The sequence below is a fragment of the Psychrobacillus sp. FSL K6-1415 genome (assembly GCF_038003185.1).
GTDB classification, from domain to species: domain Bacteria; phylum Bacillota; class Bacilli; order Bacillales_A; family Planococcaceae; genus Psychrobacillus; species Psychrobacillus psychrodurans.
Window position 1 is genome coordinate 85,878 of record NZ_JBBOOQ010000001.1, and the last position, 26,962, is coordinate 112,839.

Sequence of the window (26,962 nt, forward strand, 5' to 3'; positions counted from 1 at the left end):
GAAGTGAATATCAAACTGGAAACACATACTTTTCATATGTCGAAAGATGCTTTTTTCTATGCATATAAAACACTAACAAAAGATGAGTCGTATAATGTATTTTTAGAAAGTGGCAGGGGTGGTCGCTTATCTGTTGCAGCTTGGAATCCAATAGCTGTTGCTAAATCGGTAGATAGTGATCTGCATATTCACTGGAGAAGTGGAGAGCAAGAAGTTCGTAGAGGAGAAGCGCTAGAGAATTTAGAAAAGCTTGTATCTAATTATAAATTGCCGTTTCAGCAGGACTTACCCGACTTTCAAGGTGGAGCAATAGGTTTTGTTAGCTATGATTATGCAAGAAAAATAGAAGTTTTGCCGAATCTAGCTAAAGATGATTTGCATATACCGGATATCTACTTCCATTTATATGATTGCTGGGCAGTGTTAGATGTTGAAACAGAGATAGTCACTTTAATGAAGTTATCTACATGTGATGTGGATTTAGTGGAACTAGAGAAAGAATATATGGAAGCTGCTAAAAAAGGAATAGATTTAAGGTTATTCTATCCTGGGGCTGCAATGGAAATAGCGGAAGATAATTCTGAATTAAGTGTATCGGTAAGCTCAAGTGAGTTTGAGTCTGCCGTACTAAAAATCCAACAATATATAGCGCAAGGTGACATTTTTCAAGTCAACTTATCTGTAAGACAATCAAAGCAATTGAAAGTAAGTCCTATAACGATGTATGAGGCGCTACGTGCATTCAATCCTTCACCATACATGGTCTATATACAAGCGCCGGAATTTTCGGTTGTCTCTGGGTCACCCGAATTATTAGTGAAGAAAAAAGGAACCGAGTTATCTACGAGACCAATAGCTGGGACAAGACCACGTGGTAAAAGTAATGAGGAAGATATTTCGTTAGCAAATGAACTGATAGAAAACGAAAAAGAGCGGGCAGAGCATGTTATGCTTGTCGACCTAGAGCGAAACGACCTCGGTCGTGTTTCCTCTTATGGAACAGTGGAAGTGGATGAATTCATGGTTATTGAAAGATACTCCCATGTAATGCATATTGTCTCTAATGTAAAAGGGACACTTCGTTCTAACACATCTAACGCAGAGATCATTCGGGCGATGTTCCCAGGAGGCACAATCACAGGAGCACCTAAAATTAGAACAATGGAAATAATTGAAGAGCTAGAGCCGGTTCGTAGAGGATTATACACGGGGTCAATTGGTTGGTTAGGATTTTCAGGAGACTTAGAATTTAATATTGTGATCCGCACCGCGTTTATTCAAGATGGGATAGCTCATATTCAAGCAGGGGCGGGTATTGTTATTGACTCTCTACCGGGTGCGGAATACGTGGAATCTTTAAATAAAGCAAAAGCATTATGGCAGGCGAAGGCGATGGCAGAAGGAGTGCACAAATGATTTTAATGATTGATAACTACGATTCGTTTACGTACAATCTCGTTCAATATATTGGAGAGTTAGGAATTGAAGTGAAGGTGGCCCGTAATGACGAGCTAACCATAGACGTTATTCAAGCGATAAATCCTCAAATCATCGTTGTATCACCTGGTCCGTGTACACCAAATGAAGCAGGTATTAGTTTGGAGGTAATCAGCCATTTTGCAGGAAAAATTCCCATATTGGGTGTTTGTTTAGGTCATCAGGCTATTGGACAAGCATTTGGTGGAAAGGTTATCCGTGCTGATAGATTAATGCATGGGAAGGTGTCCCCTGTTTTTCATAATAGCGAAGGTGTAAATGCCGATATGCCAAATCCTTTTAGGGCAACAAGATATCATTCCTTACTTGTGGAGAGAGAGTCGTTACCGGGATGTTTGGAGATAACAGCTTGGACAGAAGAAGGAGAAATTATGGGACTTCGCCATAAAAAATATGCAGTAGAGGGCGTTCAATACCACCCAGAGTCGATTATGACGGAGGAAGGGAAAAAGATTATCCGTAACTTTGTTGAAACTTATAGTTTAACTGCAAAGGAGAGTAGATAAATGGAGGCTTGGAAAGATGGAAGGCTTTACCGGGCGGAGGATTTAGTGGTCTCTGCATATGACCATGGTTTTTTATATGGACTTGGCTTTTTTGAGACATTCCGTACATACAATGGGCAAGTTTTTTTATGGGATGCTCACTGGAATAGGTTGTGTCGGGCACTTGAGGATTTTCGAGTAGCAATGCCGTATGAAGAACGCGATATATTATCTGCTGTAGAAGCACTCACAGCTGCGAACAATATGGAGGATGGTTATTTTCGCTTGAATATTTCTGCTGGCATCCATGACATTGGTCTTCAACCGACGCATTATAAGAAGCCAACTGTTATTTTATATCGGAAGGCATTACATATCGCACCTAGGGGCACAGAAAAATCTGCGGTCTGGCTAGATACAATAAGAAATACTCCAGAAAGTGGTATACGTCATAAATCGCACCAGTATGCCAATAACGTACACGCTAGGTTTGAAGTAGAGTCGCTAGCTTCTTGTGAAGGTTTCTTCCTAACGTCGGAAGGATTTGTAGCAGAGGGGATAACTTCGAATATCTTCTGGTCGACTAATGGAAAGGTATATACTCCATCTTTGGAAACAGGTATTTTAGCGGGTACAACTCGGGAGTGGATGATGAACTGTTCTTTGTTTGAAATAGAAGAAGGTTTCTTCACGAAAGAAGTATTAGAAAAGGCAGATGAGGTTTTCATTACAAATGCAGTACAAGAAATAATTCCGATTAAGCAAATAGAGGAAATTCGGTTTTTGGGTAACACTGGAGCTGTTTATAAGGCGTTACACGAAGCCTATACAAGATGCATACAGTCAGAAAGGATTTAATGATGAATTTACATAATAATAGTGGCAGATTTGAAGCAGGTGGAGTTACATTAAACTTCGACAAGGAAACAATTGTAATGGGCATACTGAATGTTACTCCAGATTCTTTTTCGGACGGTGGTAAGTTTAATGAAATAGAAGCAGCTGTTACAAGAGCAAAGCAAATGGTAGCGGATGGTGCGAAAATTATAGATGTCGGCGGCGAGTCTACTAGACCTGGCTATACGCCTATCTCTGATGAAGAGGAAATCGCCCGTGTTGTACCTGTCATTAAAGCAATAAGGGCAGAGGTAAATGCAGTAATCTCCATTGATACATATAAATCAGCAGTTGCAAAAGCTGCGATAATCGCAGGTGCACATGTGATAAATGATATTTGGGGAGCGAAGAGAGACCCTAAAATAGCAAAAGTTGCAGCAGAATATGGCGTTCCTATAATATTGATGCACAATAGGGACAATGAGGAGTATACAGATTTCTGGTCTAATGCGAAACAAGATCTAGTAGAGAGTATTCAAATAACGAAAGTTGCTGGAGTTCCAGATGGACATATATGGCTTGATCCAGGAATTGGCTTTGCCAAATCAACAACACAAAATATTTTGATGATGCAGCATTTAAAGGAATTAGTAGATATGGGCTACCCTGTGCTATTGGCAACATCGCGCAAACGATTAATTGGAAATGTATTGAATCTTCCTGTCAATGAACGGATGGAAGGAACTGGAGCAACAGTTTGTTATGGTATTCAGGTTGGATGTCATATGGTACGCGTACATGATGTAAAAGAAATGTCTCGTATGACAAAAATGATGGACGTGTTGACTGGAAAAGTGCACTATACAGAAAGTGAGGCTTAATCTAAATGGATTATATACATTTGAATGATTTAGAATTTTACGGATTTCACGGAGCGTTACCAGAGGAAACGAAGCTAGGTCAAATTTTTCGGGTGACCATCACCTTAGCGTGTGATTTAAAAAGAGCTGGTGAAACCGATAATTTAGAGGGAACTGTAAATTACGCAGAGGTTTTTGAATTATGCAAAGAAATAGTAGAAGGTAGACCATATTTATTAATAGAAGCAGTTGCGGAAAAAATTGCTTCGTCTATCTTGCATACATATGCAGCAAAGGTTAGTGGCTGTCGTATCCAATTGGTAAAACCGAACCCTCCAATTGTCGGACACTATGCTTCTGTAGCTGTCGATATTACTAGAGGGACATTATGATGAACACTGTTTTTATATCGCTTGGGTCAAATATAGGGAATCGTTTTGGGTATCTTCAGCAGGCGGTAGGTTTGTTGCAACAGGTCGAACAGGTGAATGTAGTCAATGTATCTTCGGTTTATGAGACAGACCCGGTTGGGTATGAGGAGCAAGCGGCGTTTTTGAATATGGTAGTGGAAATCGAAACCTTATTGACTCCGCATGAAATATTAAAAAAGTGCAATGAAATAGAGGCTGGACTAGGGCGGACTAGGGAGATTCATTGGGGACCTCGAACCGTAGACCTTGACATTTTGTTGTATAATGAAGAGAATATGAAAACGGCGGACCTTATTATCCCACATCCTCGGATGATGGAAAGAGGTTTCGTGCTTATACCTCTTGTGGAATTACGAGCTAATTTAGTAGATCCACAATCTAAGCGGTTAATATCAGATGTTGCGCATGTTCAGAAAGAAGGCGTCCATTTATGGAAAACATTCGATGGGGTCGGCGCATTCGTGCATTTCGCAGGTTAAAAATGGTAAAGCAAGTTGAACTTGCAAAAGAAATGGATATGTCTGTGTCTATACTTGGTCAAATAGAGCAAGGTAAACGAGTACCGAGTGAAGAGCAATTAGAAAAAATTGCCTCGTTACTTCATATACAAGTAGGAGAATTAAAGGGAGAAACAAAGGTAGGTGAATAATGATGACAAATGCATCAACAAAACCATTTAAAATAGGTAATCACGTAATGGATAACCGAGTAGTGTTAGCACCAATGGCTGGAATATGTAACTCTGCATTTCGATTGACTGTAAAAGAATTTGGAGCAGGTTTAGTCTATGCGGAGATGATCTCTGATAAAGGAATCGTACAAAAAAACGAAAAAACATTGAGCATGCTTTATATTGACGAGCGTGAAAATCCGCTGTCACTTCAAATTTTCGGTGGAGAAAAAGAAACACTTGTAGAGGCTGCTAAATATGTTGACCAACATACGTCAGCGGATATCATTGATATCAACATGGGCTGCCCCGTCAACAAAATCATTAAATGTGAAGCGGGAGCTAGAATGCTTCTGGATCCTAACAAGATTTATGAAATGGTAGCGGCAGTAGTGGATAACGTTAAAAAGCCTGTTAGTGTTAAAATGCGTACTGGTTGGGATGAAGAACACCTTTATATGGTGGAAAACGCCCAAGCAATCGAGCGTGCTGGTGGCTCAGCTGTAGCTGTACATGGTCGTACGCGCGTTCAAATGTATGAAGGGCATGCAAATTGGGATTTAATACGTCAAGTGAAAGAGGCAGTGAATATTCCTGTTATCGGAAATGGTGACGTAAATACACCTCAAGATGCAAAGCGTATGCTAGATGAAACGGGCGTAGATGCAGTGATGATTGGTCGCGCAGCACTTGGTGATCCATGGATGATTTATCGTACGGTAGAGTACTTGGAATCTGGTCTTCTAAAACCGGAACCTACAGTACAAGAAAAGATGGACATATGCTTACTTCACTTTGATCGCTTAGTGGCTTTAAAAGGTGAAAATATAGCAGTTAGAGAAATGCGCAAACATGCATCTTGGTACTTAAAAGGTATTCGCGGAAATGGAACAGCAAGAAACAAGATTAACCAAACAGAATCTGCACAAGAGTTAAGAGACTATTTGCGTTTCTTTGCAGAAGAATCTTCTAAAGAATATGAAGATGTAAAATCTATCGTGATCTAATTGTAAAACAAAGGGCTGTCACTATAGGTGGCAGCTTTTTTCGTTACGATTCAATAACAGAATAATAGAAAAAGTTTTCTTCTATTAGAAAAAGATGATTAGAATGCAGAAATTGTGTACAATAAATGCAACGTGAAATGTAATTGCGGATAATAGGTAGTGGAGGAGTGACGAATATGTCTAATATGGAAGAATTAAACGATCAACTTTTGGTGAGAAGACAAAAGATGACTGCAATACAAGAAAAAGGGCTAGATGCTTTTGGTAGTAAATTCGTGCGTTCACATTTAAGTAATGAAGTAGTTACCGAGTTCGATCAATATACAAAAGAACAACTAGAAGAAACTCTACATGAAGTAGTCATTGCTGGTCGTATTATGACTAAGCGTGGAAAAGGGAAAGCCGGATTTGCTCATATTCAAGATCTTGGTGGCCAAATTCAAATTTATGTACGTAAAGATGCAATTGGTGATGATGCATACGAATTATTTAATACTGCTGACCTAGGTGATATCGTTGGTGTCCGTGGAAATGTATTCCGTACACAAGTTGGAGAGCTATCTGTAAAAGCAACTGAATTTACTTTCCTAACAAAATCTCTACGCCCGATGCCAGAGAAATTCCATGGCTTAAAAGATGTGGAGCAACGTTACCGTCAACGTTACTTAGATTTAATGACAAGTGAAGAAAGTAAAAATACGTTTATTACTAGAAGTCGTATAATCCGAGCTATGCGTCGTTACTTAGATAACGAAGGTTATTTAGAGGTGGAGACACCAATGCTACATACAATAGCAGGTGGAGCAGCAGCTCGTCCTTTCATCACTCATCATAATGCGCTAGATATGGAACTATATATGCGTATCGCAATTGAATTGCATTTAAAACGCCTTATCGTTGGTGGGCTAGAGAAAGTGTACGAAATTGGTCGAGTATTCCGTAATGAAGGGGTCTCTACGCGTCATAACCCAGAGTTTACAATGATTGAATTATATGAGGCTTATGCAGACTACAATGACATTATGAATTTAACCGAAAACCTAGTTGCTCATGTAGCCCAAGATGTTTTAGGAACGACTACAGTGACTTACGGAGAAGATCAGATTAATCTTGCTCCAGGTTGGAGACGTTGGCATATGGTTGATGCGGTGAAAGAAACTACGGGTGTTGATTTCTGGGCAGAGCTAACGAAGGAAGAGGCACACGCATTAGCTAAGGAACATGGAGTAGAAGTGAAACCTTCTATGGAAGTTGGACATGTATTAAATGAATTCTTCGAACAAAAAGTAGAAGAAACATTAGTGCAACCAACATTTATCTTTGGTCATCCGGTAGAAGTATCGCCACTTGCGAAGAAAAATCCAGAAGACGGTCGATTTACTGATCGCTTTGAATTATTTATCGTACGTCGTGAACATGCAAATGCTTTTACAGAGTTAAACGATCCTATTGATCAACGTCAGCGCTTTGAAGCACAAATGGTTGAAAAAGAAGCTGGTAACGATGAAGCTCATGAAATGGATGAAGATTTCTTAGAAGCGTTGGAATATGGTATGCCGCCAACAGGTGGTCTTGGTATCGGAATAGACCGATTAGTGATGTTATTAACTAATTCAGCATCTATCCGTGATGTACTGTTATTCCCAACAATGCGCCATAAAGATTAAGATAGACGAATGGAAATTGGGAGTTACTACTATTGGTAGTGGCTCTCTTTTTATAATCGTCTACATATAGTGTATATAATGAGCTTTAAAAGTTTTTTATAAAAAGTTGAGAAAACCACTTGCCATAACTATTTACAGGTGGTATAGTTATCAAGTTGTCATTTTCATTAGTGACTTACACGAAAAACAAATTAAAAAAAGTTGTTGACAACGATATCGAGATTTGATATGATATTAAAGTCGCCAAAACGACATAACGAACTGAACATTGAAAACTGAACATGCAAAACGTTAAGACATACAGCTTATCAACTAACATTGTTAGTCTGATAGCAAAACAATTTTGACATCATTTAATGATGATGCCAGCAAAACAAAATGAGCTTTTAAACTAGTTCTATTTGTTGGGTTTCGAGATGCAAGTAGTTCAAGGAAACAAGTGAGTGAAAGAGGGAGCGTGCTAACGTACGTGACCGACTGAACGAACGAAGTTGACGAAGAAATGCGCCGCATATCGAAAGCCAACTATTATGGAGAGTTTGATCCTGGCTCAGGACGAACGCTGGCGGCATGCCTAATACATGCAAGTCGAGCGAATGACGAAGAAGCTTGCTTCTTCTGATTTAGCGGCGGACGGGTGAGTAACACGTGGGCAACCTGCCCTGTAGATTGGGATAACTCCGGGAAACCGGGGCTAATACCGAATAATCCATTTCCTCACATGGGGAGATGTTAAAAGACGGCATCTCGCTGTCACTACAGGATGGGCCCGCGGCGCATTAGCTAGTTGGTGAGGTAACGGCTCACCAAGGCGACGATGCGTAGCCGACCTGAGAGGGTGATCGGCCACACTGGGACTGAGACACGGCCCAGACTCCTACGGGAGGCAGCAGTAGGGAATCTTCCACAATGGACGAAAGTCTGATGGAGCAATGCCGCGTGAGTGAAGAAGGTTTTCGGATCGTAAAACTCTGTTGTGAGGGAAGAACAAGTACGAGAGTAACTGCTCGTACCTTGACGGTACCTCATTAGAAAGCCACGGCTAACTACGTGCCAGCAGCCGCGGTAATACGTAGGTGGCAAGCGTTGTCCGGAATTATTGGGCGTAAAGCGCGCGCAGGCGGTCCTTTAAGTCTGATGTGAAATCCCACGGCTCAACCGTGGAAGGTCATTGGAAACTGGGGGACTTGAGTACAGAAGAGGAAAGCGGAATTCCAAGTGTAGCGGTGAAATGCGTAGAGATTTGGAGGAACACCAGTGGCGAAGGCGGCTTTCTGGTCTGTAACTGACGCTGAGGCGCGAAAGCGTGGGGAGCAAACAGGATTAGATACCCTGGTAGTCCACGCCGTAAACGATGAGTGCTAAGTGTTAGGGGGTTTCCGCCCCTTAGTGCTGCAGCTAACGCATTAAGCACTCCGCCTGGGGAGTACGGTCGCAAGACTGAAACTCAAAGGAATTGACGGGGGCCCGCACAAGCGGTGGAGCATGTGGTTTAATTCGAAGCAACGCGAAGAACCTTACCAGGTCTTGACATCCCGCTGACCGGCCTAGAGATAGGCTTTTCCCTTCGGGGACAGCGGTGACAGGTGGTGCATGGTTGTCGTCAGCTCGTGTCGTGAGATGTTGGGTTAAGTCCCGCAACGAGCGCAACCCTTGATCTTAGTTGCCAGCATTCAGTTGGGCACTCTAAGGTGACTGCCGGTGATAAACCGGAGGAAGGTGGGGATGACGTCAAATCATCATGCCCCTTATGACCTGGGCTACACACGTGCTACAATGGACGGTACAGAGGGTCGCAACCCCGCGAGGGTGAGCAAATCCCATAAAACCGTTCTCAGTTCGGATTGTAGGCTGCAACTCGCCTACATGAAGCCGGAATCGCTAGTAATCGTGGATCAGCATGCCACGGTGAATACGTTCCCGGGCCTTGTACACACCGCCCGTCACACCACGAGAGTTTGTAACACCCGAAGTCGGTGGGGTAACCCTTACGGGAGCCAGCCGCCGAAGGTGGGACAGATGATTGGGGTGAAGTCGTAACAAGGTAGCCGTATCGGAAGGTGCGGCTGGATCACCTCCTTTCTAAGGATAATATCGGAATACGAATCTTTATTCGTATCTTAACGTTTTGCAGTTCAGTTTTGAATGTTCATTTTTATATGAAGATTCATCTCTTGCTCCTGCGATTAATCGTCGCAAAGTGAGCAAACCTTTGTTCTTTGAAAACTGGATAAAACGACATTGAAACAATAAACAACAAGAAATTCAAGTTGTGATTATTTACGTAATCATGACGTGTAAGACTTTTTAACTTTTAGGTTAAGTTAATAAGGGCGCACGGTGAATGCCTTGGCACTAGGAGTCGACGAAGGACGGCACTAACACCGATATGCTTCGGGGAGCTGTAAGTGAGCTTTGATCCGGAGATTTCCGAATGGGGAAACCCACTGTTCGTAATGGAGCAGTACATTTGCGTGAATACATAGCGCATCTGAGACACACCCAGGGAACTGAAACATCTAAGTACCTGGAGGAAGAGAAAGAAAAATCGATTCCCTGAGTAGCGGCGAGCGAAACGGGAATAGCCCAAACCAAGAGGCTTGCCTCTTGGGGTTGTAGGACACTCTACATAGAGTTACAAAGGAATGAGTTAGACGAAGCGATCTGGAAAGGTCCGCAGGATAGGGTAAAAGCCCCGTAGTCCAAAATTCATTCTCTCTTGAGTGTATCCTGAGTACGGCGGAACACGTGAAATTCCGTCGGAATCCGGGAGGACCATCTCCCAAGGCTAAATACTACCTAGTGACCGATAGTGAACCAGTACCGTGAGGGAAAGGTGAAAAGCACCCCGGAAGGGGAGTGAAATAGATCCTGAAACCGTGTGCCTACAAGTAGTTAGAGCCCGTTAATGGGTGATAGCGTGCCTTTTGTAGAATGAACCGGCGAGTTACGATTACATGCAAGGTTAAGTTGAGAAGACGGAGCCGCAGCGAAAGCGAGTCTGAATAGGGCGAATGAGTATGTGGTCGTAGACCCGAAACCAGGTGATCTACCCATGTCCAGGATGAAGGTAAGGTAACACTTACTGGAGGTCCGAACCCACGCACGTTGAAAAGTGCGGGGATGAGGTGTGGGTAGCGGAGAAATTCCAATCGAACCTGGAGATAGCTGGTTCTCTCCGAAATAGCTTTAGGGCTAGCCTCAAACGTTAGAATCTTGGAGGTAGAGCACTGTTTGGACTAGGGGCCCATCCCGGGTTACCGAATTCAGACAAACTCCGAATGCCAATGATTTATGTTTGGGAGTCAGACTGCGAGTGATAAGATCCGTAGTCAAGAGGGAAACAGCCCAGACCACCAGCTAAGGTCCCAAAGTATTTGTTAAGTGGAAAAGGATGTGGCGTTGCTTAGACAACCAGGATGTTGGCTTAGAAGCAGCCATCATTTAAAGAGTGCGTAATAGCTCACTGGTCGAGTGACGCTGCGCCGAAAATGTATCGGGGCTAAACAAATCACCGAAGCTGTGGATTGATACCTTTGGTATCAGTGGTAGGAGAGCGTTCTAAGGGCGTTGAAGTCAGACCGGAAGGACTGGTGGAGCGCTTAGAAGTGAGAATGCCGGTATGAGTAGCGAAAGACGGGTGAGAATCCCGTCCACCGTATGACTAAGGTTTCCTGAGGAAGGCTCGTCCGCTCAGGGTTAGTCGGGACCTAAGCCGAGGCCGATAGGCGTAGGCGATGGATAACAGGTTGATATTCCTGTACCACCAAACCACCGTTTGAGTAATGGGGGGACGCAGAAGGATAGGGTAAGCATGCTGTTGGTTATGCATGTCCAAGCAGTAAGGTGTGAATGTAGGCAAATCCGCATTCTGTAACATTGAGCTGTGATGGCGAGGACGTATGTCCGGAGTTCCTGATTTCACACTGCCAAGAAAAGCCTCTAGCGAGGTGATAGGTGCCCGTACCGCAAACCGACACAGGTAGTCGAGGAGAGAATCCTAAGGTGAGCGAGAGAACTCTCGTTAAGGAACTCGGCAAAATGACCCCGTAACTTCGGGAGAAGGGGTGCTCTTTTGGGTGCATAGCCTAGAAGAGCCGCAGTGAATAGGCCCAGGCGACTGTTTAGCAAAAACACAGGTCTCTGCAAAACCGTAAGGTGAAGTATAGGGGCTGACGCCTGCCCGGTGCTGGAAGGTTAAGAGGAGTGCTTAGCGCAAGCGAAGGTGCGAATTGAAGCCCCAGTAAACGGCGGCCGTAACTATAACGGTCCTAAGGTAGCGAAATTCCTTGTCGGGTAAGTTCCGACCCGCACGAAAGGCGTAACGATCTGGGCACTGTCTCAACGAGAGACTCGGTGAAATTATAGTACCTGTGAAGATGCAGGTTACCCGCGACAGGACGGAAAGACCCCGTGGAGCTTTACTATAGCTTGATATTGAATTTTGGTGCAACTTGTACAGGATAGGCAGGAGCCTTAGAGCCCGGAGCGCCAGCTTCGGAGGAGGCGTCGGTGGGATACTGCCCTGGTTGTATTGAAATTCTAACCCATACCCGTAACCCGGGTAGGAGACAGTGTCAGGCGGGTAGTTTGACTGGGGCGGTCGCCTCCTAAAGTGTAACGGAGGCGCCCAAAGGTTCCCTCAGAATGGTTGGAAATCATTCGAAGAGTGTAAAGGCAGAAGGGAGCTTGACTGCGAGACCTACAAGTCGAGCAGGGTCGAAAGACGGGCTTAGTGATCCGGTGGTTCCGCATGGAAGGGCCATCGCTCAACGGATAAAAGCTACCCCGGGGATAACAGGCTTATCTCCCCCAAGAGTCCACATCGACGGGGAGGTTTGGCACCTCGATGTCGGCTCATCGCATCCTGGGGCTGTAGTCGGTCCCAAGGGTTGGGCTGTTCGCCCATTAAAGCGGTACGCGAGCTGGGTTCAGAACGTCGTGAGACAGTTCGGTCCCTATCCGTCGTGGGCGTAGGAAATTTGAGAGGAGCTGTCCTTAGTACGAGAGGACCGGGATGGACACACCGCTGGTGTACCAGTTGTTCTGCCAAGAGCATCGCTGGGTAGCTATGTGTGGACGGGATAAGTGCTGAAAGCATCTAAGCACGAAGCCCCCCTCAAGATGAGATTTCCCATTACGCAAGTAAGTAAGATCCCTCAAAGACGATGAGGTAGATAGGTTCGGGGTGGAAGCGTGGCGACACGTGCAGCTGACGAATACTAATCGATCGAGGACTTAACCAAATTTTGTTTAATGTAACAATGTCGTTTATCCAGTTTTGAAAGAATAAATTTTTTATTAAATAACCCTTGAAAAATTCTGCAGAGTTGTTATAATAAAGCATGTCTTTCAAAAGTATTCAAGTCTAGTGATGATGGCGAAGAGGTCACACCCGTTCCCATACCGAACACGGAAGTTAAGCTCTTCAGCGCCGATGGTAGTTGGGGGTCTCCCCCTGTGAGAGTAGGACGTCGCTGGGCTTGTAATAAAATTATATTTCCCATGGAGGATTAGCTCAGCTGGGAGAGCATCTGCCTTACAAGCAGAGGGTCGGCGGTTCGAGCCCGTCATCCTCCACCATATATTTACTCCTGCCGGAGTAGCTCAACTGGTAGAGCAACTGACTTGTAATCAGTAGGTTGAGGGTTCAAGTCCTTTCTCCGGCACCATTTTTAGAGCCATTAGCTCAGTTGGTAGAGCATCTGACTTTTAATCAGAGGGTCGTAGGTTCGAATCCTACATGGCTCATCACTTTTTAAGTGAATTATGTATGCGGGTGTGGCGGAACTGGCAGACGCACTAGACTTAGGATCTAGCGCCGCAAGGCGTGGGGGTTCGACTCCCTTCACCCGCACCATTTAATTTAATAACCGAGCGGAAGTAGTTCAGTGGTAGAACACCACCTTGCCAAGGTGGGGGTCGCGAGTTCGAACCTCGTCTTCCGCTCCAAAGATTCATTAAAGTGCCGGGGTGGCGGAACTGGCAGACGCACAGGACTTAAAATCCTGCGGTAGGTGACTACCGTACCGGTTCGATTCCGGTCCTCGGCACCACTTTTATGAAATATTGCGCTCGTAGCTCAATTGGATAGAGCACTTGACTACGAATCAAGAGGTTGCAGGTTCGAGTCCTGCCGAGCGCACCATATAACGGGAAGTAGCTCAGCTTGGTAGAGCACTTGGTTTGGGACCAAGGGGTCGCAGGTTCGAATCCTGTCTTCCCGACCAGTTATTACTTTTTGGGGCCTTAGCTCAGCTGGGAGAGCGCCTGCCTTGCACGCAGGAGGTCAGCGGTTCGATCCCGCTAGGCTCCACCATGAACATTGAAAACTGAACATGCAAAACGTTAAGACATACAGCCTATCAACTAACTTTGTTAGTCTGATAGCAAAACAATTTTGACATCATTTAATGATGATGCCAGCAAAACAAATGAGCTTTTTAAGTTCTCTATTATGGAGAGTTTGATCCTGGCTCAGGACGAACGCTGGCGGCATGCCTAATACATGCAAGTCGAGCGAATGACGAAGAAGCTTGCTTCTTCTGATTTAGCGGCGGACGGGTGAGTAACACGTGGGCAACCTGCCCTGTAGATTGGGATAACTCCGGGAAACCGGGGCTAATACCGAATAATCCATTTCCTCACATGGGGAGATGTTAAAAGACGGCATCTCGCTGTCACTACAGGATGGGCCCGCGGCGCATTAGCTAGTTGGTGAGGTAACGGCTCACCAAGGCGACGATGCGTAGCCGACCTGAGAGGGTGATCGGCCACACTGGGACTGAGACACGGCCCAGACTCCTACGGGAGGCAGCAGTAGGGAATCTTCCACAATGGACGAAAGTCTGATGGAGCAATGCCGCGTGAGTGAAGAAGGTTTTCGGATCGTAAAACTCTGTTGTGAGGGAAGAACAAGTACGAGAGTAACTGCTCGTACCTTGACGGTACCTCATTAGAAAGCCACGGCTAACTACGTGCCAGCAGCCGCGGTAATACGTAGGTGGCAAGCGTTGTCCGGAATTATTGGGCGTAAAGCGCGCGCAGGCGGTCCTTTAAGTCTGATGTGAAATCCCACGGCTCAACCGTGGAAGGTCATTGGAAACTGGGGGACTTGAGTACAGAAGAGGAAAGCGGAATTCCAAGTGTAGCGGTGAAATGCGTAGAGATTTGGAGGAACACCAGTGGCGAAGGCGGCTTTCTGGTCTGTAACTGACGCTGAGGCGCGAAAGCGTGGGGAGCAAACAGGATTAGATACCCTGGTAGTCCACGCCGTAAACGATGAGTGCTAAGTGTTAGGGGGTTTCCGCCCCTTAGTGCTGCAGCTAACGCATTAAGCACTCCGCCTGGGGAGTACGGTCGCAAGACTGAAACTCAAAGGAATTGACGGGGGCCCGCACAAGCGGTGGAGCATGTGGTTTAATTCGAAGCAACGCGAAGAACCTTACCAGGTCTTGACATCCCGCTGACCGGCCTAGAGATAGGCTTTTCCCTTCGGGGACAGCGGTGACAGGTGGTGCATGGTTGTCGTCAGCTCGTGTCGTGAGATGTTGGGTTAAGTCCCGCAACGAGCGCAACCCTTGATCTTAGTTGCCAGCATTCAGTTGGGCACTCTAAGGTGACTGCCGGTGATAAACCGGAGGAAGGTGGGGATGACGTCAAATCATCATGCCCCTTATGACCTGGGCTACACACGTGCTACAATGGACGGTACAGAGGGTCGCAACCCCGCGAGGGTGAGCAAATCCCATAAAACCGTTCTCAGTTCGGATTGTAGGCTGCAACTCGCCTACATGAAGCCGGAATCGCTAGTAATCGTGGATCAGCATGCCACGGTGAATACGTTCCCGGGCCTTGTACACACCGCCCGTCACACCACGAGAGTTTGTAACACCCGAAGTCGGTGGGGTAACCCTTACGGGAGCCAGCCGCCGAAGGTGGGACAGATGATTGGGGTGAAGTCGTAACAAGGTAGCCGTATCGGAAGGTGCGGCTGGATCACCTCCTTTCTAAGGATAATATCGGAATACGAATCTTTATTCGTATCTTAACGTTTTGCAGTTCAGTTTTGAATGTTCATATTAATATATGGAAATTCAAAGAGGGCCTATAGCTCAGCTGGTTAGAGCGCACGCCTGATAAGCGTGAGGTCGATGGTTCGAGTCCATTTAGGCCCACCATACCCTTTTTTTGTTTCGGGGCCTTAGCTCAGCTGGGAGAGCGCCTGCCTTGCACGCAGGAGGTCAGCGGTTCGATCCCGCTAGGCTCCACCAAATTATATTATTTGCTCCTGCGATTACTCGTCGCAAAGGAACAAAATCTTTGTTCTTTGAAAACTGGATAAAACGACATTGAAACAATAAACAACAAGAAATTCTGTTGTGATTATTTACGTAATTACAACGTGTAAGACTTTTTAACTTTTAGGTTAAGTTAATAAGGGCGCACGGTGAATGCCTTGGCACTAGGAGTCGACGAAGGACGGCACTAACACCGATATGCTTCGGGGAGCTGTAAGTGAGCTTTGATCCGGAGATTTCCGAATGGGGAAACCCACTGTTCGTAATGGAGCAGTACATTTGCGTGAATACATAGCGCATCTGAGACACACCCAGGGAACTGAAACATCTAAGTACCTGGAGGAAGAGAAAGAAAAATCGATTCCCTGAGTAGCGGCGAGCGAAACGGGAATAGCCCAAACCAAGAGGCTTGCCTCTTGGGGTTGTAGGACACTCTACATAGAGTTACAAAGGAATGAGTTAGACGAAGCGATCTGGAAAGGTCCGCAGGATAGGGTAAAAGCCCCGTAGTCCAAAATTCATTCTCTCTTGAGTGTATCCTGAGTACGGCGGAACACGTGAAATTCCGTCGGAATCCGGGAGGACCATCTCCCAAGGCTAAATACTACCTAGTGACCGATAGTGAACCAGTACCGTGAGGGAAAGGTGAAAAGCACCCCGGAAGGGGAGTGAAATAGATCCTGAAACCGTGTGCCTACAAGTAGTTAGAGCCCGTTAATGGGTGATAGCGTGCCTTTTGTAGAATGAACCGGCGAGTTACGATTACATGCAAGGTTAAGTTGAGAAGACGGAGCCGCAGCGAAAGCGAGTCTGAATAGGGCGAATGAGTATGTGGTCGTAGACCCGAAACCAGGTGATCTACCCATGTCCAGGATGAAGGTAAGGTAACACTTACTGGAGGTCCGAACCCACGCACGTTGAAAAGTGCGGGGATGAGGTGTGGGTAGCGGAGAAATTCCAATCGAACCTGGAGATAGCTGGTTCTCTCCGAAATAGCTTTAGGGCTAGCCTCAAACGTTAGAATCTTGGAGGTAGAGCACTGTTTGGACTAGGGGCCCATCCCGGGTTACCGAATTCAGACAAACTCCGAATGCCAATGATTTATGTTTGGGAGTCAGACTGCGAGTGATAAGATCCGTAGTCAAGAGGGAAACAGCCCAGACCACCAGCTAAGGTCCCAAAGTATTTGTTAAGTGGAAAAGGATGTGGCGTTGCTTAGACAACCAGGATGTTGGCTTAGAAGCAGCCATCATTTAAAGAGTGCGTAATAGCTCACTGGTCGAGTGACGCTGCGCCGAAAATGTATCGGGGCTAAACAAATCACCGAAGCTGTGGATTGATACCTTTGGTATCAGTGGTAGGAGAGCGTTCTAAGGGCGTTGAAGTCAGACCGGAAGGACTGGTGGAGCGCTTAGAAGTGAGAATGCCGGTATGAGTAGCGAAAGACGGGTGAGAATCCCGTCCACCGTATGACTAAGGTTTCCTGAGGAAGGCTCGTCCGCTCAGGGTTAGTCGGGACCTAAGCCGAGGCCGATAGGCGTAGGCGATGGATAACAGGTTGATATTCCTGTACCACCAAACCACCGTTTGAGTAATGGGGGGACGCAGAAGGATAGGGTAAGCATGCTGTTGGTTATGCATGTCCAAGCAGTAAGGTGTGAATGTAGGCAAATCCGCATTCTGTAACATTGAGCTGTGATGGCGAGGACGTATGTCCGGAGTTCCTGATTTCACACTGCCAAGAAAAGCCTCTAGCGAGGTGATAGGTGCCCGTACCGCAAACCGACACAGGTAGTCGAGGAGAGAATCCTAAGGTGAGCGAGAGAACTCTCGTTAAGGAACTCGGCAAAATGACCCCGTAACTTCGGGAGAAGGGGTGCTCTTTTGGGTGCATAGCCTAGAAGAGCCGCAGTGAATAGGCCCAGGCGACTGTTTAGCAAAAACACAGGTCTCTGCAAAACCGTAAGGTGAAGTATAGGGGCTGACGCCTGCCCGGTGCTGGAAGGTTAAGAGGAGTGCTTAGCGCAAGCGAAGGTGCGAATTGAAGCCCCAGTAAACGGCGGCCGTAACTATAACGGTCCTAAGGTAGCGAAATTCCTTGTCGGGTAAGTTCCGACCCGCACGAAAGGCGTAACGATCTGGGCACTGTCTCAACGAGAGACTCGGTGAAATTATAGTACCTGTGAAGATGCAGGTTACCCGCGACAGGACGGAAAGACCCCGTGGAGCTTTACTATAGCTTGATATTGAATTTTGGTGCAACTTGTACAGGATAGGCAGGAGCCTTAGAGCCCGGAGCGCCAGCTTCGGAGGAGGCGTCGGTGGGATACTGCCCTGGTTGTATTGAAATTCTAACCCATACCCGTAACCCGGGTAGGAGACAGTGTCAGGCGGGTAGTTTGACTGGGGCGGTCGCCTCCTAAAGTGTAACGGAGGCGCCCAAAGGTTCCCTCAGAATGGTTGGAAATCATTCGAAGAGTGTAAAGGCAGAAGGGAGCTTGACTGCGAGACCTACAAGTCGAGCAGGGTCGAAAGACGGGCTTAGTGATCCGGTGGTTCCGCATGGAAGGGCCATCGCTCAACGGATAAAAGCTACCCCGGGGATAACAGGCTTATCTCCCCCAAGAGTCCACATCGACGGGGAGGTTTGGCACCTCGATGTCGGCTCATCGCATCCTGGGGCTGTAGTCGGTCCCAAGGGTTGGGCTGTTCGCCCATTAAAGCGGTACGCGAGCTGGGTTCAGAACGTCGTGAGACAGTTCGGTCCCTATCCGTCGTGGGCGTAGGAAATTTGAGAGGAGCTGTCCTTAGTACGAGAGGACCGGGATGGACACACCGCTGGTGTACCAGTTGTTCTGCCAAGAGCATCGCTGGGTAGCTATGTGTGGACGGGATAAGTGCTGAAAGCATCTAAGCACGAAGCCCCCCTCAAGATGAGATTTCCCATTACGCAAGTAAGTAAGATCCCTCAAAGACGATGAGGTAGATAGGTTCGGGGTGGAAGCGTGGCGACACGTGCAGCTGACGAATACTAATCGATCGAGGACTTAACCAAATTTGTTTAACGTAACAATGTCGTTTATCCAGTTTTGAGTGAACAAACACTCTATATATGAGGGTTTCAAGATACAAGCAGTGCTAGGAAACAAGTGAGAGAAGGAAGGAACGTACTAACGTACGTGACTGAAGGATCGAATGAAGTTGACAACGCAATGCGCCGTATATTGAAAGCCGAATGAGTCTAGTGATGATGGCGAAGAGGTCACACCCGTTCCCATACCGAACACGGAAGTTAAGCTCTTCAGCGCCGATGGTAGTTGGGGGTCTCCCCCTGTGAGAGTAGGACGTCGCTGGGCACCAAAGAAAAAGTCGTTACCGAGAATTGGTAGCGGCTTTTTTTGTATAAATAAATAAGCCGTAGGCAGTCTTTCTCTATAAAGAAGCATGCGAGAAAGTAGAGGGGCAAAGAGTTCAAGGAAGCAAACGAGAGAGACTCGGAGCGTATAACATACGCGAGAATTGAACGAGAGCGGCTGACGAAGAAATCTGCTGACCATCTGCTTTCGCAGCCCCGGACACGGAAGTAAAGCTCTTGCGCCGATGGTAGTTGGGGGTCTCCCCCTGTGAGAGTAGGACGTCGCTGGGCACCAAAGAAAAAGTCGTTACCGAGTAATTGGTAGAGACTTTTTTGTATTTAGAAATAAGCCGTAGGCAGTCTATCTCTATAAAAAAGTATGCGAGAAAGTAGAGGGGCAAAGAGTTCAAGGAAGCAAACGAGAGAGACTCGGAGCGTATAACATACGCGAGAATTGAACGAGAGCGGCTGACGAAGAAATCTGCTGACCATCTGCTGTTGCAGCCCCGGACACGGAAGTAAAGCTCTTGCGCCGATGGTAGTTGGGGGTCTCCCCCTGTGAGAGTAGGACGTCGCTGGGCACCAAAGAAAAGTCGTTACCGAATTATCGGTAACGGCTTTTTTGTATTTAGAAATAAGCCATAAGCAGTCTATCTCTATAAGAATGTATGCGAGAAAGTAGAGGGGCAAAGAGTTCAAGGAAGCAAGCAAGAGAGACTCGGAGCGTATAACATACGCGAGAATCGAACGAGTGCAGCTGTCATTAGGAGATGAAAAATCACTGGGCACCAAAGACAAAGTCGCTACCGAGATAGGTAACGGCTCTTTTATCTATTACTAAAGTTTTTAATTTCCTTCAACTGTTCTATTGTTACTCTCCTTTATTCGATTATTAAATTATTTTAATTACTTGCTGTTTTACAACTTAACAGACAGAATATGAAGTAACTACATTTATATAGGAGGGACAAAGTGGTAGTAATATTAGCAGTAGATGATGACATACATACACTTGAATTAATCTCTATTTATTTATCTCAATCTGGATACCGCGTTATTAAAGCTAAAAATGGAAAAGAAGGGTTAGACATATTGGAACATGAACTCCCTGATTTAGCAATTATAGATGTCATGATGCCTATAATGGATGGTTTTCAATTAACTAAAATAATACGCGAACAATATAATATTCCAGTATTACTCTTAACAGCAAAAGGGAAACTTGAGGATAAAGAAAAAGGATATATTGCTGGATCGGATGACTATTTAGTAAAACCGTTTGAACCAAAAGAATTATTATTTCGTATCCGCGCTATTTTAAGAAGATATGATAAAACGAGTGATGTTAATATTCGGATTGGCAATATGTTAATTAATAGGAAAAGCTTCGAGGTTCAGGTTGGAGAAGAGGTACTAGTTTTACCTTTAAAGGAGTTTGAACTACTGTCCAAATTAGCTTCTAAGCCAAACCAAGTCTTTACTCGAGATCAATTAATAGAAACAGTGTGGGGAGTTGATTTTGAAGGAGACGAACAAACATTAAGCGTTCATATTAAAAGGATAAGAGAGCGATTAACTAAATTAGAGACAGCAATTCAGATTACTACAGTTCGTGGAATTGGTTATAAATTGGAAGAGTCTATATGATGAGAACTTTATATAGTAAGTTCGTTTGGATAACATTGCTCATAATGTTATCGAGTGGAACATTAGGATTTATGATAGTAAATACATACTACCATCAAAATCTAAAGGAAAAGAATGATGAAAAAAATGTATTAGTCGCGAAATCAATCGTTGAAAGTATTAATATGGCTAATATAAATGAACTGGACCCCTTTCTCCATTCAATTGGCAATACTGGATATCAGTTATACATCGTAAACGAGGATGGGGAAGAAAGAGCTTACGGAGGCGAGTTTCGCGTTGAGGAGATTAATACATCAATTGTTGAAAATGTTATAAACGGGGAAACGTACCACGGTATGAGAGAGTTCCCTAAAGAAACATTTATTACCGGTTATTTTTCTAATGAATTAACGAATACGGTTGGTGTGCCATTTACCTATGAAGGAAAAAAGTATGCCCTGTTCCAACGACCGAATATTAAATTCTTATTTAATGAGATTCATCTGTTGTTAGGCGGATTAGTAGTAATAATGATTATTTTAAGTGTGATAGCAATGTTGATAGTTGCGAAGATAATGATTGATCCGTTAACTAAATTGACAATAGCGACAAATAGAATTGCAAATGAGGATTTCCATGCAGAGTTACCAGTCTATCAGCGTGATGAAATAGGACAACTTGCAGATAGCGTTCGAAACATGGCAATGCAGCTGGATGCTAGCGATCGTTACAAAAAAGAATTTATCTCTAGGGTATCCCATGATTTTCAAACACCGCTATTGAATATACAAGGTTACGCTCATCTACTGAAAAGTGGAGAGCTAAGTGGAAATGATCATTTAAAGTACGTTACGATTATTCAACAAGAGTCAAAACGACTCTCCAATGTTATGAAGCAGTTATTAGTTCTTACTTCGTTTGATCAAGTAAATAGCCGTACAAAAAAAGAAGTCTTTTCACTAGATATACAGTTAAAAGAAGTCATTCAAAAGTTTAGATGGTTACTCGATGAAAAAGAAATATCTATTAATATAAAGATAAAACCGGTAAATATATACGGTGAAAGTGAAATGCTTGAATATGTTTGGGAGAATCTTCTTTCTAATGCTATAAAGTATAATCGTTCTCCGGGGGAAATACATATTACTTTAGAAGAAAGTGAAGAATGTGTAATCGCCACAATTCAAGATACTGGCAGTGGGAATAAGCAGACAAAATACAACCAATGGACGGAAAGGTTTTATAGGGAGGATGAAGCTCGTTCAACGCAAATTGAGGGAAGTGGACTAGGCTTAGCGATTGTACAGGAAGTAATTCAATCACATGAAGGAGAACTTTCTTTTGAAAGTATAGAACCTCATGGCACTAAAGTAATCATCCGATTAAAAAAGCTGTAATTATCTGTTCATCTTCCGTTCACTTTCAACTTGTATAGTGCCTCTTATAAGGAAATACAATAGGAGGTACAGATATGAGAAATAAACGGAACTGGTTAGTTATTATCATTAGTTGGCTAATGGTAGTAGGATTACTTTCACTCTTTGCTCCTTCCAGTAAAGAAGTTGCAAGTACATCAAAAAATGCAGGACTTCCAGACACGGCTATATCCATTCAAGCAGATAAAGTTATTAAAGAAAACTTTTCTAGTAACGAAGGAATACCTTTAATTATTGTTTTTGAAAGTAATAAAGCTACCAATGATGAAGAAATTCAAAGAGTATTAGAATTAATGGAACAAAATTACTCTAGTATTCCGAAGTTTTCTAAGATTCCTATGGAGCAACGAGATTCTTTTGTATCCGAAGATAAAAAGACTTTCTTTGTGCCACTAATTTTAGAAGGACAGCTAGAAAGCAAAGAGATTCATGAAAAAGTAAGTGAAATAAAAGAAAACATATCTAATATAATCCCGTCAGATTTTAATACTTATTATACGGGACCCGCTGGCATAGCTAGCGATACAATCGAGCTTTTTTCGCAGGCTGATGTAGTATTACTTCTAGCTACAGTAGTGATTATTTTTATCATATTAATCGTAATTTATCGCTCACTCATTCTTGCTATCATTCCACTTATCGGAGCTGGAATTGTGTATGGAGTAGTGGATAGAGTAATAGGTCTTACTGGGAAATTCACATCCATTACGATTGAAAACCAGGCACTCTCAATTATGATGATTTTATTGTTTGCCGTCGTTACTGATTATTCACTACTACTTTATGCCCGTTATAAAGAAGAACAGGATATGAAAGTGGCACTTGCTCGAACAAGAGAAACAATATTGTTTAGTGGAGGTACTATTCTAGCGGGTGTTGCAACACTTGCTATTGCAGTTTATGAACCGTATCGTAATTTTGCTCCAGTGTTTGTGATTGCAGTAGTTATCATGTTAATCGCGGGACTTACATTATTACCAGCGTTGTTTGCGGTAGTGAAAGTACCAAAAAAGAAAGAAGCTAAAACTAAAATTTGGGCTAATGCCGGTAATGTTAGTACGAAAAAACCATGGACAGTAGCGATACCGATCCTGTTACTGCTAGGGATTGGCACTTGGCATTCAACTACAATTATTTATTCATATGATTTGCTGGCATCTTTCCCTGAAGAGTTATCTTCCAGAGAAGGTTTTACAAAGCTAGGAGAAGCATTTTCAGAAGGAGAAATAGCTCCAACGACAATTCTAATAAAATCAAAAGACGAGAAAGTGGTTGCAGATGTTCAAGAGAAATTAGAAGATAGACCACTTGTTAGTCAGGTAAGGCCATCGTCTTCAGAAAGTAATAAGTACACACAGTTTTCTATCATATTAAAAGTAAATCCTTATAGCAAAGAAGCTCTAAATGAAGTGGAAACGATTAGAGAAAAATTAGAAGATCAACAGGTTTTAGTAAGTGGAGAGACAGTAAAACAGGTAGATATTCGTAATATTAACAAGAGAGATACGGCACTCGTAATGGGGTTAATGACGGTATTGATCGGATTAATGCTTGCTTTACAAACTAGATCGATTCGAGCATCGATGTTGATGATGTTATCCATTTTACTGTCCTTCGGAGCAGCGTTAGGATTCTCCACATGGACTTTTGACTTCTTCTTTGGGTATACGTCTTTTAGTTATCGAATTCCCCTTTACACATTTGTATTTTTGGTAGCGCTAGGGGTAGATTATTCAATTATGTTAATGAGTAGATTGAAAGAAGAACGCAAACAGTATGAGGAACAGGAAGCGATTGCGAAAACGGTTGAAAAAACAGGAGGTGTTATTTCTTCTGCAGGATTAATACTTGCGGGTACATTTGCTGTTTTAATATCACAGCCAGTCATGGAGCTTAAACTATTTGGTTTTGCCGTCGCAGTTGGTGTACTGTTGGATACGTTTATCGTTCGACCGTTATTATTACCAGCGTTATTATCAATCACGATTAAAAAATAGGGGGAAATGATTATGCAAGAAAAATGGAGTTTACGATTAATACGTGCAGGAGCATTATTTGGTTTACTGGGGGCCTATCTAGGTTCTCATATGGCAGGGGCGGGATCTTATGCACTCCGTCCTATACATGCCCATATTTTATTGGTGGGATGGTTATCATTGTTTGTTTATGGGCTATTTTATAAACTGTATAAGATTAAGTCTCCTAAGCTAGTAGCAATCCATGGTACGACCGCTATTATAGGAGCAATTGGATTGACATCGGGTATGTATTTACAGTTTATACACCCTTTCCAAATAGATGAGACCTTTGCGTTGATCACGTATATTGTAGGCGGCACGATATTGTTGATTAGTTTTGCTATATTTGTTTTAGTGACTTTTAAAGTAGAGAAAAGTAGAAGCGCCATTTAATCTGTAGTTCTGCAATTTTATTTAAACTTACTATCTTTACCATCCACTCCACTTCTGTTATATTAGTTGTATAACAGAAGTGGAGGAATTAGTATGAGGAGATTATCAATTGTTTTTTGTTCGTTAGCAATTGTCTTTTTATTGCTTACTGCGTGTGTTAAAGAAAAAGAGGAGGCGTCAGAGATGGGTTCATTAGAAAACATAGAAGGTGTATGGGAAGGGACCATTGATACTCCCAATCAACCCCTACCAATTATCATTGAGTTTGGATTAGATAAAGGGAAGATTAGTATTCCAGTACAAGGAGTAAGCAATTACCCACTAACAAATGTGAAACTAGATGAATCGGACGTTTTTTTTAGCATGAATATTCAAGGTCAGAATTTAACCTTTAATGGTAAAGTGGAACAAGAAAATATAACGGGAACATTTACTCAGCAAGGGCAGGCATTTCCTTTTAAATTGGTGAAGGGAAGTAAAGAGGAAGAAGTAGAAAAAGATAGGTTGATAGAAGTGAAGGTAGAAGATGGAACCATGTCTGGTCAATTGGAAATTCCTAAAGGAGAAGGACCTTTCCCTCTTATGGTTATTATTGCTGGTTCTGGTCCTACTGATCGAAACGGAAACTCGATAGCATTGCCTGGAAAAAATAATAGTTTGAAGATGCTTGCTGAGGAGTTAGCAGGTAATGGGATCGCAACTATCCGCTATGACAAGCGGGGAGTTGGAATCAATACGAGCTTAGCGGGCGGGGAAGAAGATTTACGATTTGACCAATATATTGATGATGCTACTGCATGGGTCCAGTTTGCCAAAGGTGATGAACGCTTTTCAAAGGTTGGAGTAATTGGCCATAGCGAGGGCTCTTTAATTGGAATGGTGGCTAGCCATAAAGCAGATGCAGATACGTTCATTTCCATTGCTGGAGCTGGTAGACCAATTGATCAGATACTTCTTGAACAACTACAAGCTCAACTTCCAGAGAACCTATTGGAAGAATCCACTAATATTCTTGAAAAATTAAAACAAGGTGAGCAAGTAAAGACAGTAAGTCAGGAATTGCAAAGTGTATTCCGCCTATCGGTTCAACCATATATGATTTCCTGGCTTCAATATGACCCAGCGGAACAACTGCAAAAGTTTACTAGGTCAGTACTAATAGTAAATGGAAATTTAGATATTCAAGTCCCCATAAAAGATGCAGAGCTATTACATCAAGCAAAAGAAGATTCAGATTTACTCATTGTTGATAAGATGAACCATGTGTTGAAAGAAGCCCCTGCTGATAGAGAAGGAAATATCGCTGCCTATTCAAATCCGGATCTTCCGTTAGCGGAGGGCTTAATAGATGGTATAGTTAGCTACTTACAAGCACATGTGAAATAAAGTAACAGTTGATTATAAAATGAGAAACAATTAAAAAACAAAAAGAGTCTAAATTCGCATATGAATTTAGACTCTTTTTGTTTACGCTTATAAAGCGGTTTGTCGCTTTTTGTTTTTCGAAATAGTGGCTAATGTTGGAATACACATACCAACTAAAATCACGACTATTCCTAAAATCTGTAGCCATGATAATGCCTCGCTTAACACAAGTACTGAAACGATTACAGCCACTGGTAACTCCATGGCACTTAATATAGAAGAAACCGCGCCTCCCACTTTAGGTACTGCAATAACAAAGAAGTAAATTGGGATGATGATACCTAGTAATCCAAGGGCTAGTCCATAAAACAGTAATGGCTCCGTAAATAGTTTTCCATTCCACATAATTTCCGGACTTTGGAAGAAGGAAATCATTAGTGCTGCTATAAAGGAAACAAATAATAAACGAGTTGTTGTATTCATGCCTTCGACTTGCTTAGTGTTAACATTCATATTCAAGGAGAATGAAACAGCAGCAGCAAAACCATAAACCCAGCCTCTCCAGTCAATTCCACTTAAGTCGACATCCAGTATTCCAGCAGCTAAGATAGTACCTAAAAATAAGATAATAAGAGAAATCGTCTCTGCTCTAGATGGAAGTCTTTTTCTAATAATACAATCGATTAGCGTTCCAATCCATGTAAATTGGAATAGCATAACAACTGCAAGGGAAGCAGGTAGGTATATAAGTGACATACCATAAACGATTCCCGTCGTAGCAGTAAACACACCTGCCAATAAAATAATTTTAAAGCCTCCATATAAACGAGGCAGTTTTCGTTGCGTTAGTAAATATATTACTAATGCCAAAAGAAATCCAACGATATATTGACTAGAAATCGCTTCCGAAGCCGTGTAGCCATCTCCGATTGCTAGTTTAACCATAGTTGATAAAGTCCCATAACTGCTTGCTGCAAACACAACCATTAGGGGATAAATCCATAATTTCATA

The 26,962-nt window shown here is 43.5% G+C and carries 15 protein-coding genes, 11 tRNA genes and 6 rRNA genes; 31 read left to right on the forward strand and 1 reads right to left on the reverse strand.

The window, feature by feature from the left end:
* Positions 1-36 precede the first annotated feature (36 nt).
* The 31 genes from MKY60_RS00395 to MKY60_RS00545 all read left to right on the forward strand — a co-directional run bounded on the left by MKY60_RS00395 (position 37) and on the right by MKY60_RS00545 (position 25,971).
* Positions 37-1,416, forward strand: a complete 1,380-nt coding sequence (locus MKY60_RS00395; protein ID WP_340931049.1) for an anthranilate synthase component I family protein — start codon at positions 37-39, stop codon at positions 1,414-1,416.
* Positions 1,413-2,003 (forward strand): aminodeoxychorismate/anthranilate synthase component II, encoded by a 591-nt coding sequence (pabA, locus tag MKY60_RS00400; RefSeq protein WP_241600563.1) that lies wholly within the window; start codon positions 1,413-1,415, stop codon positions 2,001-2,003. Before MKY60_RS00395 ends, pabA begins: the two co-directional genes overlap by 4 nt.
* Positions 2,004-2,840, forward strand: coding sequence for an aminodeoxychorismate lyase (gene pabC / locus MKY60_RS00405; protein WP_340928205.1), 837 nt, complete (start codon positions 2,004-2,006; stop codon positions 2,838-2,840).
* Between the two features lie 2 nt (positions 2,841-2,842).
* Complete coding sequence (gene folP / locus MKY60_RS00410) at positions 2,843-3,700, forward strand: dihydropteroate synthase (protein WP_340931050.1); 858 nt, start codon at positions 2,843-2,845, stop codon at positions 3,698-3,700.
* Positions 3,701-3,705: 5 nt separating this feature from the next.
* The gene (folB, locus tag MKY60_RS00415; RefSeq protein ID WP_340928207.1) at positions 3,706-4,071 is read left to right on the forward strand and encodes a dihydroneopterin aldolase; all 366 of its coding nucleotides are present in this window, start codon (positions 3,706-3,708) and stop codon (positions 4,069-4,071) included.
* A complete protein-coding gene (gene folK, locus MKY60_RS00420) occupies positions 4,068-4,589 on the forward strand; it encodes a 2-amino-4-hydroxy-6-hydroxymethyldihydropteridine diphosphokinase (RefSeq protein ID WP_093496493.1) in 522 nt (173 codons plus the stop codon). The genes folB and folK overlap by 4 nt, the downstream gene beginning before the upstream one ends.
* A gap of 2 nt (positions 4,590-4,591) precedes the next feature.
* On the forward strand, positions 4,592-4,759 hold the full coding sequence (locus tag MKY60_RS00425; RefSeq protein WP_336286020.1) for a helix-turn-helix domain-containing protein: 168 nt from the start codon (positions 4,592-4,594) through the stop codon (positions 4,757-4,759).
* A gap of 2 nt (positions 4,760-4,761) precedes the next feature.
* Positions 4,762-5,787 carry a tRNA dihydrouridine synthase DusB gene (gene dusB / locus MKY60_RS00430; RefSeq protein ID WP_340931051.1) on the forward strand — a complete coding sequence of 342 codons (1,026 nt, stop codon included), beginning with the start codon at positions 4,762-4,764 and terminating at the stop codon, positions 5,785-5,787.
* A gap of 176 nt (positions 5,788-5,963) precedes the next feature.
* Complete coding sequence (gene lysS / locus MKY60_RS00435; protein WP_340928209.1) at positions 5,964-7,454, forward strand: lysine--tRNA ligase; 1,491 nt, start codon at positions 5,964-5,966, stop codon at positions 7,452-7,454.
* A 527-nt stretch (positions 7,455-7,981) separates the two neighbouring features.
* Positions 7,982-9,536 (forward strand): 16S ribosomal RNA (locus tag MKY60_RS00440).
* Positions 9,537-9,771: 235 nt separating this feature from the next.
* Positions 9,772-12,700: ribosomal RNA gene (locus MKY60_RS00445) — 23S ribosomal RNA — on the forward strand.
* A gap of 121 nt (positions 12,701-12,821) precedes the next feature.
* Positions 12,822-12,937 (forward strand): 5S ribosomal RNA (gene rrf / locus MKY60_RS00450).
* A 24-nt stretch (positions 12,938-12,961) separates the two neighbouring features.
* A tRNA-Val gene (locus MKY60_RS00455) sits at positions 12,962-13,037 on the forward strand.
* Positions 13,038-13,050: 13 nt separating this feature from the next.
* Positions 13,051-13,126: transfer RNA gene (locus tag MKY60_RS00460), tRNA-Thr, on the forward strand.
* Between the two features lie 6 nt (positions 13,127-13,132).
* A tRNA-Lys gene (locus MKY60_RS00465) sits at positions 13,133-13,205 on the forward strand.
* Between the two features lie 24 nt (positions 13,206-13,229).
* Positions 13,230-13,314: transfer RNA gene (locus tag MKY60_RS00470), tRNA-Leu, on the forward strand.
* A 17-nt stretch (positions 13,315-13,331) separates the two neighbouring features.
* Positions 13,332-13,406 (forward strand) — tRNA-Gly (locus MKY60_RS00475).
* A gap of 15 nt (positions 13,407-13,421) precedes the next feature.
* A tRNA-Leu gene (locus MKY60_RS00480) sits at positions 13,422-13,510 on the forward strand.
* A 15-nt stretch (positions 13,511-13,525) separates the two neighbouring features.
* Positions 13,526-13,602: transfer RNA gene (locus tag MKY60_RS00485), tRNA-Arg, on the forward strand.
* A gap of 5 nt (positions 13,603-13,607) precedes the next feature.
* Positions 13,608-13,684: transfer RNA gene (locus MKY60_RS00490), tRNA-Pro, on the forward strand.
* A 13-nt stretch (positions 13,685-13,697) separates the two neighbouring features.
* Positions 13,698-13,773, forward strand: a tRNA-Ala gene (locus MKY60_RS00495).
* 135 nt (positions 13,774-13,908) lie between these two features.
* Positions 13,909-15,463: ribosomal RNA gene (locus tag MKY60_RS00500) — 16S ribosomal RNA — on the forward strand.
* Between the two features lie 94 nt (positions 15,464-15,557).
* Positions 15,558-15,634 (forward strand) — tRNA-Ile (locus MKY60_RS00505).
* Positions 15,635-15,651: 17 nt separating this feature from the next.
* Positions 15,652-15,727, forward strand: a tRNA-Ala gene (locus MKY60_RS00510).
* Positions 15,728-15,880: 153 nt separating this feature from the next.
* A 23S ribosomal RNA gene (locus MKY60_RS00515) occupies positions 15,881-18,809 on the forward strand.
* A gap of 185 nt (positions 18,810-18,994) precedes the next feature.
* Positions 18,995-19,110, forward strand: a 5S ribosomal RNA gene (gene rrf, locus MKY60_RS00520).
* The 16S, 23S and 5S rRNA genes sit together here with 11 tRNA genes alongside, the layout of an rRNA operon.
* 971 nt (positions 19,111-20,081) lie before the next feature.
* Positions 20,082-20,756, forward strand: coding sequence for a response regulator transcription factor (locus MKY60_RS00525; RefSeq protein ID WP_340878692.1), 675 nt, complete (start codon positions 20,082-20,084; stop codon positions 20,754-20,756).
* Positions 20,753-22,135, forward strand: a complete 1,383-nt coding sequence (locus tag MKY60_RS00530; RefSeq protein WP_340928211.1) for a sensor histidine kinase — start codon at positions 20,753-20,755, stop codon at positions 22,133-22,135. Before MKY60_RS00525 ends, MKY60_RS00530 begins: the two co-directional genes overlap by 4 nt.
* A gap of 74 nt (positions 22,136-22,209) precedes the next feature.
* A complete protein-coding gene (locus tag MKY60_RS00535) occupies positions 22,210-24,171 on the forward strand; it encodes an MMPL family transporter (protein WP_340878693.1) in 1,962 nt (653 codons plus the stop codon).
* Between the two features lie 12 nt (positions 24,172-24,183).
* On the forward strand, positions 24,184-24,585 hold the full coding sequence (locus MKY60_RS00540) for a hypothetical protein (protein ID WP_093495418.1): 402 nt from the start codon (positions 24,184-24,186) through the stop codon (positions 24,583-24,585).
* A 93-nt stretch (positions 24,586-24,678) separates the two neighbouring features.
* A complete protein-coding gene (locus MKY60_RS00545) occupies positions 24,679-25,971 on the forward strand; it encodes an alpha/beta hydrolase family protein (protein WP_340878694.1) in 1,293 nt (430 codons plus the stop codon).
* Positions 25,972-26,058: 87 nt separating this feature from the next.
* On the opposite strand, the gene MKY60_RS00550 is transcribed toward MKY60_RS00545, so the two are convergent.
* Positions 26,059-26,961 carry an EamA family transporter gene (locus MKY60_RS00550; protein WP_090570546.1) on the reverse strand — a complete coding sequence of 301 codons (903 nt, stop codon included), beginning with the start codon at positions 26,959-26,961 and terminating at the stop codon, positions 26,059-26,061.
* Between the last annotated feature and the right edge of the window lies 1 nt (position 26,962).